The 16,787-nt window shown below is 60.2% G+C and carries 14 protein-coding genes; 10 read left to right on the top strand and 4 right to left on the bottom strand.

Translation table 11 applies throughout. The features are described 5' to 3' along the window. A partial coding sequence (locus H0V78_08755; GenBank protein ID MBA2351863.1) for a DUF3175 domain-containing protein occupies nt 1-108 on the bottom strand: 108 nt, incomplete at its 3' end. 384 nt (nt 109-492) lie between these two features. On the opposite strand from H0V78_08755, the gene H0V78_08750 reads away from it, so the two are divergent. The 5 genes from H0V78_08750 (at nt 493) to H0V78_08730 (ending at nt 9,126) form a co-directional block, all read left to right on the top strand. Beyond that, on the top strand, nt 493-2,829 hold the full coding sequence (locus H0V78_08750) for an AI-2E family transporter (GenBank protein ID MBA2351862.1): 2,337 nt from the start codon (nt 493-495) through the stop codon (nt 2,827-2,829). A 513-nt stretch (nt 2,830-3,342) separates the two neighbouring features. Next, entirely contained in the window at nt 3,343-6,198 is a 2,856-nt protein-coding gene (locus tag H0V78_08745; GenBank protein ID MBA2351861.1) for a hypothetical protein, read from the top strand. A 41-nt stretch (nt 6,199-6,239) separates the two neighbouring features. After that, nucleotides 6,240-7,541, top strand: coding sequence for an outer membrane protein transport protein (locus H0V78_08740; GenBank protein ID MBA2351860.1), 1,302 nt, complete (start codon nt 6,240-6,242; stop codon nt 7,539-7,541). Between the two features lie 218 nt (nt 7,542-7,759). Next, nucleotides 7,760-8,047, top strand: coding sequence for a hypothetical protein (locus tag H0V78_08735; protein MBA2351859.1), 288 nt, complete (start codon nt 7,760-7,762; stop codon nt 8,045-8,047). 140 nt (nt 8,048-8,187) lie between these two features. Further along, nucleotides 8,188-9,126, top strand: coding sequence for an AEC family transporter (locus H0V78_08730; GenBank protein ID MBA2351858.1), 939 nt, complete (start codon nt 8,188-8,190; stop codon nt 9,124-9,126). 343 nt (nt 9,127-9,469) lie between these two features. Here the strand turns inward: H0V78_08730 and H0V78_08725 are convergent, their stop codons facing one another. From H0V78_08725 to H0V78_08715, 3 genes are all read right to left on the bottom strand, one after another. Beyond that, nucleotides 9,470-9,967, bottom strand: a complete 498-nt coding sequence (locus H0V78_08725) for a hypothetical protein (protein ID MBA2351857.1) — start codon at nt 9,965-9,967, stop codon at nt 9,470-9,472. A 144-nt stretch (nt 9,968-10,111) separates the two neighbouring features. Beyond that, a complete protein-coding gene (locus H0V78_08720; protein MBA2351856.1) occupies nt 10,112-10,522 on the bottom strand; it encodes a hypothetical protein in 411 nt (136 codons plus the stop codon). 279 nt (nt 10,523-10,801) lie between these two features. Then, nucleotides 10,802-11,290, bottom strand: coding sequence for a gluconokinase (locus H0V78_08715; protein ID MBA2351855.1), 489 nt, complete (start codon nt 11,288-11,290; stop codon nt 10,802-10,804). Nucleotides 11,291-11,416: 126 nt separating this feature from the next. Here H0V78_08715 and H0V78_08710 point away from each other — a divergent pair, with 126 nt between their 5' ends. From H0V78_08710 to nhaA, 5 genes are all read left to right on the top strand, one after another. Continuing rightward, nucleotides 11,417-13,210: a PQQ-binding-like beta-propeller repeat protein gene (locus H0V78_08710; GenBank protein ID MBA2351854.1), complete on the top strand. Its 1,794-nt coding sequence runs from the start codon at nt 11,417-11,419 to the stop codon at nt 13,208-13,210. A 119-nt stretch (nt 13,211-13,329) separates the two neighbouring features. Further along, nucleotides 13,330-13,872: a hypothetical protein gene (locus tag H0V78_08705; protein MBA2351853.1), complete on the top strand. Its 543-nt coding sequence runs from the start codon at nt 13,330-13,332 to the stop codon at nt 13,870-13,872. A gap of 289 nt (nt 13,873-14,161) precedes the next feature. Next, nucleotides 14,162-14,710 carry a hypothetical protein gene (locus H0V78_08700; protein MBA2351852.1) on the top strand — a complete coding sequence of 183 codons (549 nt, stop codon included), beginning with the start codon at nt 14,162-14,164 and terminating at the stop codon, nt 14,708-14,710. Between the two features lie 330 nt (nt 14,711-15,040). Next, nucleotides 15,041-15,652 carry an outer membrane beta-barrel protein gene (locus tag H0V78_08695; GenBank protein ID MBA2351851.1) on the top strand — a complete coding sequence of 204 codons (612 nt, stop codon included), beginning with the start codon at nt 15,041-15,043 and terminating at the stop codon, nt 15,650-15,652. Nucleotides 15,653-15,706: 54 nt separating this feature from the next. After that, a partial coding sequence (gene nhaA / locus H0V78_08690) for a Na+/H+ antiporter NhaA (protein MBA2351850.1) occupies nt 15,707-16,787 on the top strand: 1,081 nt, incomplete at its 3' end.

Below are 16,787 nucleotides of genomic sequence, written 5' to 3'. Positions count from 1 at the left end.
CTTTTTGAATACTTCCGATTCGAGATCGAGCGCATCGCTTTTTTGCGTCACACGGGCCGACCAGCGCTTTACCCTGCGCTTCGGTTCAGGTTCGGGTTTGACTGTCATGACGCGGCTGCCGTGGCGTAATAGCTGTAATCGTGTTTTGTCACACCCGGCGCGACTACATATGGGGGCGTTGGAAACATGCCGATGCAGCTAAAGGTGCGAAAACGCTGTGAAGCGAAAGCGCATCAGGTCTTCTCTTGCGTTACGCAGTTTGCGTGCCAAACGAAAGCGGGACGAGTTCGTTTACACGCTCACTATTCGCCTGGAAAAGACCAGCCGGATAGGCAAAACCGCTTGTAAGATTTTACGCTCGATGAAAGATTTACACGCGCACAAGTAGCGCGCGACCACCGCCTGGAATAGTATCGGTTTCGATAATTGCTGACACGACATCCAATGGCCCTCCCTGTCGATCGACGGAACACCTCACCGGCAACGGTCCTTGTGGCATTCGTGGGCGCCATCGCCTTGCTGTACTTCGCGCGCGATATCGCGATCCCGCTTGCGTTGGCGCTGCTTCTGAGTTTCATTCTCTCGCCGCTGGTAATGCGTTTGCGGCGCTGGAAAATTCCGAGGATTGCGGCCGTGATCGCGGCGGTCGCCGTCAGCTTCGCGGTCATCGGCGCGATCGGCGCGCTGGTCGGCGAGCAGCTCGTCAAACTGGCCGGCGAAATTCCGCAATACCAACACAATCTCAAGCAAAAGATCGGGTCGTTTCGCGTGACGGACGGCGGAGTGATCGACCAGATCGGCAACATGGTGGATGAGTTGCAGAACGACCTCGCCGCGCAGGCCGAAACTGCTGCGCAAAACGCGGGTTCCGGGGGGGCGGCGAAACCGAAGCCTATTCCAGTCGAAGTGTACGAGCCCGCGCCGACTTCATTCGAGGTGCTCGGCGATACGCTCGGCGCCCTTGCCGGACCGATCGGAACCGCGGGCCTGGTGATCGTGTTCGTGATCTTCATGCTGCTGCAGCGCGAGGACATGCGCGAACGTCTGCTGCGGCTGGCCGGGACCGGCCAACTGCACATCACGACCGAGGCGCTCGACGATGCCGGCCAGCGCGTCAGCCGCTACCTCGTCGCGCAGCTTTTGATCAACACCTGTTATGGCGTCCCCCTTACCCTTGGGCTGTACCTCATAGGCGTTCCGCATGCGGTCCTCTGGGGTTGTCTCGCCATCGTGCTGCGCTTCATTCCTTACCTGGGGCCGGCGCTCGCGATGGTCCTGCCGCTGGCCCTGGCGTTCGCGGTCGATTCCGGATGGTCGATGCTGTTCTGGACGATCGGGTTGTTCGCGGTTCTCGAACTCACCACCAACAATGTGCTCGAGCCGTGGCTTTACGGATCGAGCACCGGCATTTCGACCATGGCGATCGTGGTCGCGGCGGTGTTCTGGACCTGGTTGTGGGGCCCGGTCGGCTTGTTCATGGCGACGCCGTTGACGGTCTGCCTGATCGTGCTCGGGCGCCATGTACCGCATTTGCAATTTCTCGACGTGCTGCTCGGCGACCAGCCGGTGCTGCCGCCAGGCGAGCGCTTCTACCAGCGCATGCTGGCGCTGGATTCGGAAGGCGCGGAAGATTACGCCGAACAGTTCCTTGAAGAAAAATCGCTGGAGGCGTTGTTCGACGAAATGATCGTTCCGGCATTGAGCCTTGCCGAGCAAAGCCGCCAGCGCGGCACGCTCGACGACAAGCAGGAGCGCTATCTGAAGAAAAACACGCGCGAGCTGATCGAGGACCTGATCGGCAAGGCGGTCGAACAGGAGGCGGACGACGACGAGGACGAAGTCGCGGAAGCAGCCGAGGCGGGCAGACCGGTTCTGGCCAGCGTGTTATGCGTGCCGGCCGATGACGAGGCCGACGAGATCATCGCGCGCATGCTCAGTCATTTGCTGGAGCGCCGCGAGATTCCGGCGCGCGTGGTATCGGTCGATGCGATCGTCGACAAGAAACTGGACCCGGCCGAACGCAAAGCGGTGGAAGTGCTGTGCGTATCGGCGCTGCCGCCGAATGCGCTATTGCGCGCGCGTGCGGTCACGAAGCGGCTGCGCTCGCGTTTCTGGAAAAAGAAAATCATCGTCGGTTTGTGGCATGTCGACCTGGAAGACGAAAGGCTGCGCAAGCGTCTTGGCGTTCTGACCGCCGATCATGTCGTCACCTCGCTCGCCGAAGCCGCGAATCAGGTTACGGTACTATGGCGTCCCGCGATCGGCGATACCATGGAGCCGGCGCCGATTCCCGATAACGACGACATCAGGCTCGCCGCGCTCGAAAGGTTGAGCCTGCTGGATACGGAGCCTGACGACGCCTTCGATGCGCTAACGAGCGAACTTGCGGGCAAGTACGAGATGCCGATTGCCACGGTCGTGTTGATCGACAAACATCGGGAGGTCTGGAAATCGGTGGTCGGCGTGCCGCAAGAACTCGCTGCCGCGGGCGAGATTCCGCGCAGCCTGTCGTTAGGCGGCCACGTCGTCGCGGCCAATGACGTGCTGGTGGTCGAAGACCTGTGGAAGGATCATCGCTTCGCCAACAATCCGCTCCTCAGGATCAACGGCATCCGTTTCTTCGCCGGCGCGCCGCTGCAAACCGCTGAGGGTGCTGCCATCGGTGCGCTGTGCATCCTCGACAACAAACCGCGCCGATTCGCCGATCGCGATGCGGCCGGCCTGCGCGCCAGCGCCGTAGCGTTGATGAAGCACGTCGAAACCCGCCATGCCAGACAGGCAGCGCAGAGTGAGACTCCTGGCGGAAGCGCGAAGACGTTAACGAGCTAGGTATTTCTGCGTTCCCCTTTGTGAAGAGGGCAGGGGGATTTAAAGACCGCTAAATCCCCCTCGGTCCCTTTTCAAGGGGGAAGTTCTACCCCAGCGTTTCAGAATTTTTACGCCATGTTCGCGCCGCTCCATGAAATCGGTTAATCTGAAACCGGCGAGTGGGCTTACGCCGATTTTTTCTGTTTCCTTTTCTTCGCGCCGGTACTTCCTCGGCTAGATTAGCGCCAGCAATTCCCCGCTCCGCCGCTCCGAGAACACCCATGACGAGTCTTGCCAAAATCAATCGGCCCAGGTTGTTCGGAGTAGTTGCGCGCGAACGCCTGTTCAAGTTGCTCGATGAACGGCGGCGCCATCCCGCACTTTGTGTGTCCGGGCCTCCCGGCGCGGGCAAGACGACTTTGATCGTCAGCTATCTCGACGCGCGAAAATTTCCCACGCTCTGGTATCAGATTGATTGCGGCGATTTCCGACCTGGCGACGTTCTTCTACTATCTTCGGCTCGCCTCCGGGAGCATGTCTCGCAAAAGCCCGCCGCTGCCTCTCTTGACCCCGGAGTATTTGCCCGACATCGCAGGCTTCGCTCGACGCTACTTTCGCGCGTTGTTCGATCGTTTGCCCAAGCGCGCTGTCATCGTCTTCGATAACTACCAGGAGCTTCCCGCCGAATCGCCGTTGCATGCGCTTATCGCCGACGCGATTTCGGAAGTTCCCGAGGGAGTGAACGTCATTGTCGTGAGCCGCGCCGAACCGCCGCCGGAGTTCGCGCGGCTTGCTTCCAACCATGCGCTGCAACGGCTGGGCTGGGAGGACTTGCGCTTGAGCCTGGACGAAACGCGCGACATGGTCGCGCTAGACGGGGGGCTCGACGATTCAGTCGTTCAATCGCTGCACGAGCAGTCCGACGGTTGGGCGACCGGCGCGGTGCTGCTCGCGAGGCGCTATCGCAGGACAGGCGCGGCGCGCCTCGAAGCGAAAAATCCCGACGCCACTTTCGATTACTTCGAAGGCGAAATTTTGAAGCGCGCGGGTGAGAGGGCGCAGAACCTGTTGCTGCGCACGGCGTGGCTGCCGCGTTTTACGGCAGCGATGGCTGAGGAAATCAGCCGAGAAAAAAATGCCGGCCAACTCTTGAACGCGCTTTGCCGGCAGCACAGTCTCACGAGCCGAAGCGGAGGCGCTGAGCCGGTTTACCAGTACCACGCGCTCCTGCGCGAATTTCTGATCGCGCGCGCCACCGACACCTGCCCGGACGCAAGTAGCGTGATTCGATCCAGCGCGGGACTTCTGGACGCGCACGGCGCGAGCGATGACGCGTTCGATCTTTACGCGCAGGTCGAAGATTGGGATGCCGCAACGCGCATCATCCTGAGTCGCGCGCCGGTTCTGCTCGGACAGGGGCGCTGGCAGATGCTGCATGGATGGATCAGCCGGCTGGAAAAAAATAGCGTCGCCGCCAACCCGTGGCTCCTGTTCTGGTCCGGGTGTTGCGAGGCGCAAACCCAGCCCCCTGTCGGCCGGGCTGCTCTGGAACGGGCGTACGCGCGATTTGTTAAAACGCAGGAGCCGCTGGGGCAGGCGTTAAGCGCCGCGTCGGTGATCGAGTGCTACAACGTAGAATGGGCCGATCTTGCTCCGCTCGATCGCTGGATCGGGATTCTCGAAGACTTGCTCGCAAAACGCCCGGATTTTCCATCCCCGGAAATGGAGCTGCGCGTCTGGTCCAGTCTGTTGTACGCAATGGCTCAACGCAAGCCCCAGGCTTCATTCGGAGTAACGTGCGCCGAGCGTGTCTCGCAGTTATGCAGGTTTGATATCGGCGCCGGAGAGAAATTGATGGGGGCGACAGGTCTTCTTGTCCACCGCATGCTCGTCGGCAGCATCGAGCAACGGAAAGCCGTCGTGGCCGAGTTCGGCTCGCTCGCCGATTCTCGCGAAATCACACCCTTGCAGCGATCTGCCTGGTTACTCGCGGTAATCCCGTTTTTGGCTCATTCCACTGGTCCTCAAGAGATGCGGCGGGTCGCGTGTGAGGCGAGGGAGATGGCTCGACAACATGGTCTTTTCTTTGTTGCCGTTTTCTTCCGGGCGCTCGAGATCTGGGCGCTGCTTTTGATGGGCGAGGCGCGCGCGGCATCCACGGCTTTGGATGAGTCGGCGGGCGAGTTTGACCTCATCCAATCGAACGATGCCGGCCTCTATCACTGCCTGAGGGGATGGACGGCGCTCCTCGAAGACCGTCCGCGCCTCGCGCTCGAACATATGGAAAAATCGTGTTATCACGCGCGGCGGCTCGGAAGGCTCCAGGCGCTCGTTTGTGCCTGCGGTCTGTATTCCAAGGCGCTCGCGGAATGCGGCGAATTGGAGCAGGCGCTGGTTTTGGCGCGAGAAGCGGCGGATTTCTTCCGCCAGCCCGATGCGGGACTGTTCCGATTCAACGCGCTTTTGTTCGAGGCCGACGCTTTACGGCGGCTCGGCAGAACCGGCGAATTCAACGACACGCTGCGCGAGGCGTTTGCCACCGGGCGCGAGGGAAGCCACCAGGACTGCACAACGTGGCTGCCAAGAATGATGGCGACCCTGTGCACTGAAGCGCTGAAGGCTGGAATCGAAACCGACTACGCGAGCGGGCTGATCGCCCGACGCGGCCTGACCCCGGCCTCACCCGATGTCGAACACTGGCCGTACCCCATCCGCGTCTACACGCTGGGCCGCTTTGCCGTGGTCAAGCATGGAAAGCCGCAGGTAGTCAAGGGCGGAAAGTCCTTGCGCCTGCTGCAATGCCTGCTCGCCTTTGGCGGCCGCGAAGTCAGTTCGCGCTCGCTCGCGGACGCGCTCTGGCCCGACAGCGATGCAGCGGAGACGACCTTTCAAGTCAATCTGCATCGGCTGCGCAAAGCACTGGATCCCCAAGTGTTGCACCTGCACGAACACCTGCTCACGCTCGACAGCCGGCGCTGCTGGGTTGACGCCTGGGCGCTCGAACGCGCGCTCGGGGAAAACGTGGCGGACCTGGAGCAGGTATTGAGGCTCTATCAGGGACATTTTCTGGCGCGCGAAGCCGACGAGCCGTGGATACTCGCGATGCGCGAACGCCTGCGCGCCAAATTCCGCCGCTTTATCGTCCGCGCGGGCGAAACCTTTGAGCGGTCGGGGCAATGGGCGGAAGCCGCGCGTCTTTATGAGAATGCGATCGCGCGTGATGCGATCGCGGAAGAATTCTATCGCCGGCTCATGACCTGCCATCGCGAGCTTGGACAGCAATCCGAAGCGATCGCTGTGTACAAAACCTGCCAACGCATGCTGTCTGCGCAGCTTGACGCAAAACCTTCGGCGCAGACCGAAACGATCTATCAAAGTCTCGGCAAGTAAGGCGGAATTCACCGAGGCCTTACGTGACCACAGACAGGCCCATGCGGGCGAACACGCGCGGGGCAGTTCTGTTTTTTCTCATGTCGCTTGCCGCCGGTTCGACTGCTTTGCCTCCCGCGCATGGCGCCAACGGCATAAATCTCACCGGCTTTGGCGCCGAATCCGCGGTCATGGGCGGCGCCGATCTCGCGGTTGCTCGAGATACGAGCGCGCTCAATACCAATCCCGCGGGCCTTTCACAAATCGCCGGGCGCGCGTTCGATAATTATTTTGCTGTGGCGTACGCGGTTGATGTCTCGCACGCCGACCGGTTCGGCAACGACGGCGGTGTATCGAATGATTTGATTGCGCTGGGAGGCGGCGGCTATGCGCAGCGTTTGGGCAATTCGAAAATTACCGCCGGTATCGGTCTATTCGCGCAAGGCGGCGCCGGCTATGTCTACGAAGACCTGAACACCCCGTTCGGCGCTCGCGATGAATTGTCCGCGCTCTTTCGCATTGCGAAGCTCAGCCCGGGCCTCGCGTACCAGGTCAACGACTCTCTGTCGTTGGGCGCGAGCCTTGGAGTGATTTACGCGGACATCGAACAGAAGGTTTTTCCCGACACCTCGTTCTTCAACGCCGCTGACCCGTCGCGCTCTTTTTTTGGCTTCAAACTCGAAGATGCGCGCGCTCTCGAATTCGGCTTCCGGCTGGGCGCGCAGTATCGAGTCAACGAGCAAATCAGACTGGGCATGGCGTTTAGCCCAAAAACCGAACTTCCTCTGGAAAACGGGCGAGTCGAGGCGAACTTGAGCGCGATCGGACTGGGCAAAGTCACGTACCGGGATGCGCGCGTCGAAGGGCTCGCGCTGCCGACGGAAGCGGGAATGGGAATCGCGTATGAGCCGGCGCCCACCCTTCTGCTGTCGATCGAGTTGACCTGGCTCGATTGGTCCAACGCCTTACGCAGCTTGCATCTTCGAGCGTCGAACCCGGAAAATCCGGCGGCGCCCGCGGTGCTGGAAAACACCGCTGCGCTCGATTGGCGCGATCAATATGTGGTCGCCGTGGGCGCGGCGTGGAAGGTAAACGAAAAAACAGTGGTGCGGGCAGGATACAACTATGGCCGCAACCCGGTTCCCGCAAGGACCCTCAGTCCGCTGCTCGCCACGATCGCCGAGCACCATGTCGCGCTCGGATTCGGGCGGCGCGTCGGCGCCGAATGGGAAATCGCGACGGGGATCGAATATCAGATTCCGGCCAAGGTGACTTACACGAACCCGGAAAGTCCGTTCGGCGCAGGCGAAGAGGAACGTAACGAGGTGCTGATCCTGCACCTCATGTTAAGCCGGCGCTGGTAAAGCCGAACAGCTCTGCCACGTTTCACCAGCAGATCGTCCGCCGCCGGGCGACTGAACTTCCGCGCGCCAGCCTTTCGTCTTGATCCCCGCTCCTTTCGCCCAGGCCATAAATCATAGCCGCGTGTAAGCGATTTGAAAGTTTGACCGGCTGAGAATGGTCGCGAGCAAAGCCGCAAAAGGCGGTTTGTTCGAACCCCAATCAACTGCAGGAGGCGACCATGCAACTTATATACGGAAACCATACATTCGTTCGCGCACCGTCCATTCGCACACAGTCCAGTAAGGCATTCGCGAGAAAATTCGTCATCCGTGTCGCGGAAGTCCTGGTTGTCGCGCTTGCGGTGCTGGGAGCGCAATACCTGATGGCCCTGAGTCCGTCCGGTCAAAGCACCGCTGAAGTCGCGCCGCCCGTAGCGCAAATTCCCGTTGAGCAGGCATTCGAGTACTTCCCGAGCCAGTATGGGAACCAGGCCCGGGACATCGAGGAGCCCGTCGCGCAGTACTGAGCGAAGCGGCTAGATCCGTCCGGGCGCGCCGCGCAAGTGCGCCCGATTTGCCCCTCTACCCACAGCATCGACTCTGGGCAAACGGGAGGGACACGTTTCGCTATGCCGGAAACGTGCTTCACCTTCGCGCAACTTCAATCATGACGACCCTTGTGCTTCCGATGATCTGCTTTGTGCTCGGCCTAACGCTGAGCAGCCGGGGCAGACTCCCGGAAACCGCGGCAGCAGCGCATAACGCGTTTGTTGTAAAAGCGCTCAACGCCTTCATCATAAATATTTCGCTGCCGGCGTTGATTCTGTTGCTGGTCCCCGGGCTGCATTGGGATCGCTCGCTGATTTACTCGATCCTTATGCCATGGATCATGTTTATCGGCGGGCTGGGCTTCTTCTGGTGCGCGGGCAAATTGGCCTGCCTGCCGGCGCAGACCATAGGCTGCCTGATGCTGACGGGATCGCTCGCCAACACGTCGTTTGTCGGCCTGCCCATGATCGAAGCTTATTACGGGCCGCAGGGCCGCGGCGTCGGCATTTTGATCGACCAGTTCGGCACCTATGCGGTGCTGTCCAGCCTCGGCATCGTGGTCGCGGCCGCGTATTCATCGCATAGGGTCACATGGGCCATGGTCTGCAAAAAGGTCTTGCTGTTCCGGCCTTTTCAAGCCTTGCTGATAGCGCTCGTCCTGATGCCGCAAGAGTATCCCGGGTGGCTCGAATCGACACTGCGGTTTCTCGGTAGCTTGTTGGCGCCGCTGGCGTTCGTGTCCGTAGGAATGCAATTGCGGCTGTCGTCGCTGCGCGGACGCATCGCTGTGCTCTCGCTGGGTTTGGGCTTCAAGCTGCTGCTTGCGCCGGCCTTGCTCATGCTGTTGCTGGTGCACGGCCTGGGGAGTGAAGGGGAGGTTACGCGCATCACGCTCTTCGAGGCCGCGATGCCGCCGATGATAGGCGCGGCTATCGTCGCCGGCGAACATGATCTGGACCGGGAGCTGGTCGCGTTGATGGTGGGCGTTGGAATTCCGTTGTCATTCGTGACGCTGCACCTATGGTCGTACGTTCTCAACGCCGCGGTTCAAGGCTAATGCTCTCAACTCATGGCACGGACACGACGGACAAAGATTGTGTTGGCGGTCACCTCTGCTCTTCGAAACGGTAGACCGCGAGATCGCCCCGGAAAATTCGGCACGAACGATACTCGTACGGCAGCGCGCGACGCCGGCATCTGGCCGGACAGCACCTGCAGGTCGTTCGTCAATTCGATCGCGCTTGTCGGTCCCATCGCTCCCTCCGGTACGAGATTCACACGGGGAAGCGTTAGGTCCAATAATACGAAGCACTACCTTGGGGTATTTCTCCCTGCCCCCTTTGTGAAGAGGGCAGGGAGATTTGAAGACCCGCCCCCTTTTTCAAGGGGGAAGCACCACGCTAGAAACCGCGCAGCCGCCTGACGTTCGCAGTCGCCGTTTTGTGCACGGGCGCCAAGCCTTTGCTGGCGATGCGCGAAAAAGAATCGGAAAGCTGCTTGTTGCCGGCGGAAGAAAATGACGTCGCCATACTGCGCAACATAGTTTCTTGCGCCTTGGCCATTTGCACCGGCGTTCCGGCCAGCATCAATCTCTGGAATGCAGTCCACGCGCCGAACCACTGCTGCGCCGCCTGCGTTGCGAGCTGCATATTGAAAGCAGCCGTTTGCATAGCCATTGCCGTCCACGATTCGCGGAAGGCATCGAGCTTTTCCTGCCCCATGCGATTGAACTCGCGCTGATCACGCGCATTCGGCGTCTGTCCGGCGGCTGCCATGCGCGCGGTGCGGTGCGCGATGATCTGCGGCGCGGCAATGCCGACCTCCCACATTTTGAATGCCGTTTGGCACCAGGATGGCATCATTCCGACCAGCGTTCTCTGCGATTTCTGGAAATCCATTGCTATTCCTCCCGAGTTGTTAACGATAGATAGGCAGTCAAATGTTCTAAAAGTTTAAAGCAATCATTTTTGACCGCTGCACGCCTCGCTTCCGCAATCCCGGAAGGAAGCCGCGACTGGCAACGATCGCGACGGATTCGCCTGTCAAGCTAGCGGCATCGGCTGATTGGCGGCGAGCGCAATCCAGCCCCTGACGATGCGGTAGAGCACCCACAAGCCGGCGAAGATTGCGATCAGCCACGCCGCTGGTATACCGATGACCGTCACAACCAGGACGGCCGCTATCAGCAGCCACAGCAGCGCATACCAGAACGTGCGGATTTGCCAACTGAAATGCGAGGCGAGATACGTGCCGCGAACCTCGTCGCGCTTCACGTAGTTGAGGATCACGGCGATGATCGATGGCCAGCCGGTCAGGAACGCCGTGACGATGAAGGCCGAGCCCAACACGCCGAGGATAGCGCTGAACGCGTGCAAGCCATAAATCGCATGAGTCAGCGTAACCAGACCTTCGCGCGGAATGATGGTTGAGGAAGACGCTTCGATATCTGTCATGTCAGTCTTTTGTGCATTGTTGCCGACGCCTTTCCGGAGTGCGGGCAATTGCGCCAGCGCATGTGGATCGGGGTTCGGTTCACCGATGTTTTCGGAAAGCGAACCGCGTTTTTCGCTACAAGCAGCGAGGAGAGTACCGACTCACCATTGTTATGACAGCGACAAGGCGCGTTTATCCCGAAACCGGGACAATCGAATGACATTATCGCCGATTGGACTCAAATCAGCGATTCAGCCAATGAAATCCATGCCATCGGGAAGCAAAGTCGGATGCCGAAGTCAGATGCCAAACTCGCGTCGAATCCGCCGCACGCACTGCTCCGGGTTTTGCGCAACGTCGATAGTGTGCGCCGTTCCGGCCGCCGGTTCTTCCAGAGTTTCGAACTGGCTTTTGACCAATGCCGGATTCATGAAGTGGCCCTGGCGGGTTTTCAATCGCTGAATGATCCATTCCGGCTGCGCTTTCAGGTACACAAAACGCACGGCGGCGTTCGCTTGCAACTGCTGGCGGTAAGACGCCTTCAACGCGGAGCATGCCAGCACGCCATGATCATTTTCAGCCAGACACGTCTCGATCAGCGCTCGCAAACTGCCGAGCCAGACATGCCGGTCGTCGTCGCTGAGCGGCACGCCCGCCGACATCTTTTTGACGTTGGCGGCCGAATGATAATCGTCGGCGTCATAAAACTTCCAGCCCAGTTGCCGGGCGAGCAGGGCGCCAATGGTGGATTTTCCGGTACCGGTAACGCCGAACAGAACGATGAACAAGCCCGCCTCTCCGTTTTGCCAGGGCCGGGCAGGGATGGCCGGCTTTCGCGGGATTCGATCGCCATCGCCTGGCTGGAGTTCAGTATCATGGTTGCAGGTTCACGATCGGGCTTGCCATTCAAGACCATGCTTCGACTCTCGACTTTCGCTGTCATCCTGATAGGCGCATCGCTCGCCCACGCCGCGGCCAGCATCGATGACCACCGTCTGCTGAAGGCCGGTGAGGATCATTCGAACTGGCTGAGCTACGGGCGAGACTATACGAACCAGCGCTATTCGCCGCTGGCGCGAATCAACCGCGCCAACGTCAGGAAGCTTGCTCCGATCTGGACTTGGCGCAACGGCGTCAACGCGACTTTCCAGGCGACGCCGCTGGTCGCCGATGGCGTGATGTACCTGAGCACGCCTTTCAATCATGTCGCAGCACTCGACGCGCGCAACGGCAAACTGCTGTGGCGCTACGAGCACAAGCGCAGGACCGACAAGATGTGCTGCGGCCCCGCCAATCGCGGCGTCGCGCTCGGCTATGGCAAGGTCTATATCGGCACCGTCGACGCGCGGCTCGTCGCGCTCGATCAGAAAACCGGCGAGGTGATCTGGGACATCGACGTTGCAACGACCGGCGATCGCCCGACCGAAGCCGTCGAACAACTGAATGCCGATGACCCTTTATCGAAATCGCGCATGACAGGCTCGACCGGCGCCGGCATCGCGATGGCGCCGATCGTCTATCGCGGCAAAGTTATCATCGGCATCACCGGTGTCGGTTACGGCCTGCACCTAGATGACTCGCGCAGCGATGCGCCGCTTGGCGCCGTGGTTGGCGTTGCGGGGCGCTACGGGCGCCCCGGCTTTCTCGCCGCATTCGATGCCGAAAGCGGCAAACGCATGTGGCAATTCGATACCGTTCCTGCGCAAGGCTGGGAAGGTGAATTCCGCAACACCACGCCGGACGGCGAAAAATTACAGCGCGATATCAAGGGTGAGAAAGAGGCGTTTCCGAACCACGCGGATGCGTGGCAATTCGGCGGCGGCTCGGCGTGGACCACGCCGGCGATCGATGACGAGCGCGGCTTGCTGTTCTTCGGCACCGGCAATCCGTCGCCGCAGATGGATGATGTCTCGCGTCCCGGCGACAATCTGTACACGGTGTCGCTGGTGGCGCTGGAAGCTGCGACCGGAAAATTACGCTGGCATTATCAGCAGGTGCCGCACGACCTGTGGGGCTATGACGTCGCCAGCCCGCCGCTACTGTTCGATCTGAAAGTCAGCGGGAAAACGGTTGCGGCCGTCGGGCAGGCGGCGAAGACCGGCTGGTTTTATGTGCACGACCGTGCGAGCGGCAAGCTGCTGCACAAATCCGAGCCGTTCGTGCCGCAGCACAATCTGTTCATGCGTCCGACCGCGGCTGGCGTACGCATCCATCCCGGCGCGGTCGGCGGCGTCAACTGGTCGCCGGCCGCTTACGATCCAAAGACGCGACTCACGTTCGTGGCGGCGCTGCATATGCCGATACGCTACACGGTGCACGAGACACCGGCGAATGCAGGCAAAGCGGCGCTGCGCTATTCGGCGCTCGAACCGACCGAGGAGCCAAGGTGGGGCCTGCTCAGTGCGATCGACCAGCGCGGCAAAATTATTTGGCAGCACAAGACCGCGCAGCCGCTGATCGGCGGCGTGCTCGCGACCGCCGGCGGGCTGGTCTTTACAGGCGAAGGCGCTGGACGCGGCGGCCGCTTCAACGCATTCGATTCGGCGAGCGGCAAGCTGCTCTGGCATTACCAGGCCGACGCCGGTGTGAACGCGCCGCCGATCACCTACGAAGTCGACGGCGTGCAGTATGTCGCGGTCGCGGCCGGCGGCAATTCATTGTTCGGGTACAAGCAGGGCGATAGCTTGCTGGTGTTCGCGTTGCCCTGACAGGCCTTAGCCGGCGCTGTCCGAAGTTGGTATCATCGAGTCCGCTTGCCGATGTTCGCAAAGGCCGCGAGGCGCCGGCTTCGCCTGCAAGACCAATCCGATAATTTACTTTCATCTCCATGCTAAAAAAATTTGCGATTTCCTTTTTGCTGCTGGCCCTGACCGGCTGCGCCTTGCGCTCGCCGTTCGGAGGGAGTCCGAAGCCTCCCGCACAGCCTGCGGTCGATCTTTCCGCGGCGCCGATTGCGGCCACCGTTGCCGTTTTCGTGCCGCGCGATATCGCCGAGAAGCGCTCGCACTTCGTCTATGCCCATGAGGGAGTGTGGTTTCCGGAAGGAGAGGTTATTACCGCGACCTCCTTGCGTGGATTCGCCCAGGCGTTTCAAACCGCGCGACCTGCCGACGAGCTGCAGAAGGCCGATGTCATCGTCAAGGTGGGCGGCAACAGCGTTCTGAATCCGATGGTGCAGCGCTATTATGTCGACGCCTTTGGTCAATGCCTGACTCCCCAAGGCCGGCTGCTCGAGGAATTTCGCGCCAGCGCCGTGGCTGAAACCGAATTCGCCTATACCAAAGCCTTCGATGATGCTTATTTCAAGGCCTTCAGGGAAATCGCGGCGCGCGTCGCCCTCAGCGATAAATGCCGCGGCGCTGCGCCGTAACGGGCATGCTCTGTCGAGGATGCAAAGGTCGGTTGGCGGCCTCGCGTTCTTGGTTCCGGTAACAAAGGCGCTGCCCAAGCGCCCGTTTTCCTGGCAATACTCGTCTCGCAGTCCTCTCAGTCGCATTCGTTTGAAACCTAATGGCCAATATTCTGTTCATATTGCCAGGAGGATGACGCCTGAAAACGGCGTCGAATCCGCGCCGGCTCACGGGATTCGTCCAGGCGATGAGCGTCTTTTGACTGGAGCCGCCGGCCACACGCCGGGGCTTTGCTACTGGAGGCAGATCATGCAACGTAAAATCGCGGTTCTGGTATTGACGGGATTCATGGTGGGTCCGCTGGCGGGCTGCGAAAGTTTGCCGGGCACGAAGGAACAACAGGCGGCAGCCGGCGGCGGCGTTGCCGGGGCGGTTATCGGAAGCGCGATCGGCGATGGCGTTATCGCCACCGTGCTGGGCGGCGTACTCGGCGCGGGCGCCGGCTACATGATAGGCGCCAATTCCGACAAGCTGTTCGGCAACAAGGAGGATGCCAGCAAAGCCGTGAAAAGCGCGCAGTCGAACCCCGCGACCGTCGAGGACGTCAAGAAATCCAAAACAGCCGATCTCAACAGCGACGGCTTCGTGACCACGGACGAGTTGCTGGCGATGGATAAAGCCGGGTTGAACGACAAACAAATGATTGCGCGGCTGGAAGCCACCAACCAGTTTTTCGATCTGACCGCGGCACAAGAGGAGAATCTCGCAAGCCAGGGAATCAGCCGCAACGTGCTCAAGGAAATGCGCACCATCAACAGCGACGAGCGCCAGTCGGTGCTGTCGAGAGCGCGGAAGTAAATCGCTTCCTGGTTTTGCTGACATTCGCCGTCAAATGCCGAAGCCGATCGCGGCCATCGTAGGCGCTGAGAGGTTAACGGCCTCGGTGGCTGTCACTGCGGCTCGGCGACTATGTCAGGCCAAGACACACGGGCGCAAGCGGCAGCGTCGCAGCTTGAAGATCGTTCGTATGACCAATTTCAGATGACCGTTGCCTTCCGCCCGGCATTTATCGTGAATCAGGAGATATTTAATGAACCATCCGATAGCTCCCGCAATTCTTGCAGCGTTCCTCGGCGCTCCGGGTCCTGCACTCGCCGAGTGGTTTATCGATGGCTACGGCGGCTATGCGTGGACATTTCTGGCACGGCCGAAGCATCGGTGCACGGCTTGAATGTGTCGGCGCCGTTTCGGGCGCAACTGTTCGAGGTGGACACCGATGATTCTTATTTGATTGGTTTGCGCGCCGGTTATTGGTTTGGTTTTGCGCCCAACATAGGTATCGCGTTGGAGGCGTTTCACTTCCGTCCCGATATCAAGAATCAAACCGTCGATGCATTTGCGACGACAAATGTGCTGATTGAGGAGATTTTCGACCAGCGCATTTCGATCGGCGTCGGCGCCCCCGTTACGCTGTCGCAGGAAGATGTCCCGGCGGTAGCGTTTTCTCCCGATCTCCGCGTCCGCTGGCGGCTCTTTCCCAAAACAGACATTCCAAACGGCCAGATTCAGCCGTATATCATGGCCGGCCCCGCATTTCTGCTTACCTCCGACGAAGATTTCGAGACACCGCTCGGCGTTAAAGTCGGTGGCGGAGTAACGTGGCAATTCCACAGGAATTTCGCGCTGTTCGGTGAATACCGCTTTACCCACTTCGCTCCCGAGATCGAACACGAAGGCGTCGATTTCGCAATCGATCTCGATACGCACGCGATCGTAACCGGCGTTTCATTCCGGTTCTAAGCAGTAGTCCAGTCGTTCCTCGTTTGCAGTAGCGGCAAAAGTCAGTACGGGCAAATGATCATCGGCAAGGCGAACGACGGCTTCCGCCGCTTCTTTGAGCTTGAGTCGGCGGGCGGCCTGATACTGATCAGCACCGCGTTACTGGCGCTGCTTTTCAGCAATTCGCCGCTGAGCAGCGTGTACTCGGGCGTACTCGATTTGCCGCTGGAAGTACGGATTGGCTCGTTTTTCCTGGGAAAGCCGCTGCTGCTGTGGATCAATGACGGCCTGATGGCGATTTTCTTTCTGCTGGTCGGGCTCGAAATAAAGCGTGAGGTGCTTGAGGGCGAACTGTCGTCGCCTTCGCGGATTCTACTGCCGCTGGTGTCGGCAATCGGCGGAGTAGTTGCGCCAGCCCTGATTTTTTTCTGTTTCAACCGGGGCGATCCGACTGCCCTGAACGGATGGGCGATTCCGACCGCGACCGATATAGCCTTCGCTCTCGGTATTCTGGCGCTGCTCGGCTCCCGTATTCCCTTGTCATTGAAAATCTTTCTGACCGCGGTCGCCATTGCCGACGATCTCGGCGCGATCATCATCATCGCATTGTTTTATACGTCCGATCTTTCGGTCGTCATGCTGCTTTTCGCAGCGGCCGCGATCGCCGTGTTGGCGACGCTGAACTGGCTTGATATCGCGCGCATTGCACCCTATGCGATCGTGGGCTTGTTCTTGTGGATACTCGTTTTAAAATCCGGCGTTCATGCGACGCTCGCTGGCGTCGTTGTCGCTTTCGCCATACCGCTTAGGATTGCCGACAGCTCGGGTGCCTCTCCGCTGCATCGGCTGGAACATGGCCTTCATCCCTGGGTGGCATTCGCGGTATTGCCCCTTTTTGCGTTCGCCAATGCCGGCGTTTCGCTCGATGGCGTGACACTCTCGACGCTGGCATCGCCGGTTCCACTCGGGATAGCGGCGGGTCTCGTAGTCGGGAAACTGATAGGCGTGTTTGGGGCGGCGGCCGCGCTGATCTTGCTTGGCTTCGCGAAGCTTCCCGAGGATTCGAATTGGGTCCAGCTGTTGGGGGTCGCGATTTTATGCGGTATCGGGTTTACCATGAGCCTTTTCATCGGTTCGCTCGCGTTCGAGGCAGAGC

It is taken from the genome of Burkholderiales bacterium, from assembly GCA_013695435.1.
Classification (GTDB): Bacteria; Pseudomonadota; Gammaproteobacteria; order Burkholderiales; family JACMKV01; genus JACMKV01.
The sequence above is the reverse complement of the archived record's forward strand: the minus strand, read 5'-3'. Positions and strand labels throughout refer to the sequence as shown.

What these genes read in the sequence shown, in the direction of transcription:
- H0V78_08745 (MBA2351861.1), top strand. Translation starts at nt 3,343, where the DNA reads ATGTCTCGCAAAAGCCCGCCGCTGCCTCTCTTGACCCCGGAGTATTTG.
- H0V78_08740 (MBA2351860.1), top strand. Translation starts at nt 6,240, where the DNA reads ATGCGGGCGAACACGCGCGGGGCAGTTCTGTTTTTTCTCATGTCGCTT.
- H0V78_08735 (MBA2351859.1), top strand. Translation starts at nt 7,760, where the DNA reads ATGCAACTTATATACGGAAACCATACATTCGTTCGCGCACCGTCCATT.
- H0V78_08730 (MBA2351858.1), top strand. Translation starts at nt 8,188, where the DNA reads ATGACGACCCTTGTGCTTCCGATGATCTGCTTTGTGCTCGGCCTAACG.
- H0V78_08725 (MBA2351857.1), bottom strand. Translation starts at nt 9,967, where the DNA reads ATGGATTTCCAGAAATCGCAGAGAACGCTGGTCGGAATGATGCCATCC.
- H0V78_08720 (MBA2351856.1), bottom strand. Translation starts at nt 10,522, where the DNA reads ATGACAGATATCGAAGCGTCTTCCTCAACCATCATTCCGCGCGAAGGT.
- H0V78_08710 (MBA2351854.1), top strand. Translation starts at nt 11,417, where the DNA reads ATGCTTCGACTCTCGACTTTCGCTGTCATCCTGATAGGCGCATCGCTC.
- H0V78_08705 (MBA2351853.1), top strand. Translation starts at nt 13,330, where the DNA reads ATGCTAAAAAAATTTGCGATTTCCTTTTTGCTGCTGGCCCTGACCGGC.
- H0V78_08700 (MBA2351852.1), top strand. Translation starts at nt 14,162, where the DNA reads ATGCAACGTAAAATCGCGGTTCTGGTATTGACGGGATTCATGGTGGGT.